This is a genomic window from Aphanothece microscopica RSMan92, assembly GCF_046613545.2.
Lineage (GTDB): Bacteria > Cyanobacteriota > Cyanobacteriia > PCC-6307 > Cyanobiaceae > NIES-981.
The window spans coordinates 1-500 of record NZ_JBKKKY020000457.1; the positions used below are offsets into that span (position 1 = coordinate 1).

The following is a 500-nucleotide window of genomic DNA, read 5'->3' on the forward strand; positions in this document are numbered from 1 at the left end:
GCCAGGAACAGGGCCTCATCGATGTCGTGGGTGATCATCAGCACGGTGCACTTCTGGGTGTTCCCCGGGACCTCGTGGAGGTTGGTCTTCCTGAGGTCCCTAGCCGCAGCGCTTGTCCTGCCACAGGGCGGCGCCGGAGAGCTGCTTCCAGCCAAAGGCTTCCGGCGTGGGGCCAAGGGCGCGCAGGCGCTCCAGACGCGCGAAGGCTTCCGTCGCGGTGGGGACCGTGCCCGCAGGCTGCCACCAGAAGGCAAGATTGGGGCGCGGATCGTGCGGGAACCACGCCGCCTTCCGGTTGTAGACCTTGGCGTGCACCGTCTTCCAGACGAAGTGCTCAAGGGCCTCGGGCGTCTCCCACAGGCTGAGCTGTAAGATCGTACGGGGGTTTTCATCCACCCGAACGCCCGTCGCACCGGCGCCCGCCTCGTCCTTCAGGCGCCAGACGAAACCGGGCGCGCGCTCGGCCAGCGCGTTGACCGGGCCCAGCATGGCGACGAAGT

At 68.0% G+C, this 500-nt stretch carries 1 protein-coding gene; it reads right to left on the bottom strand.

Features of this window, described 5'->3' with window-relative positions; translation table 11 throughout:
• Positions 1 to 99: 99 nt before the first annotated feature.
• The coding region (locus ACLD7X_RS18530) for a DUF3291 domain-containing protein (protein WP_411425151.1) at positions 100 to 500 on the bottom strand (401 nt) is incomplete at its 5' end.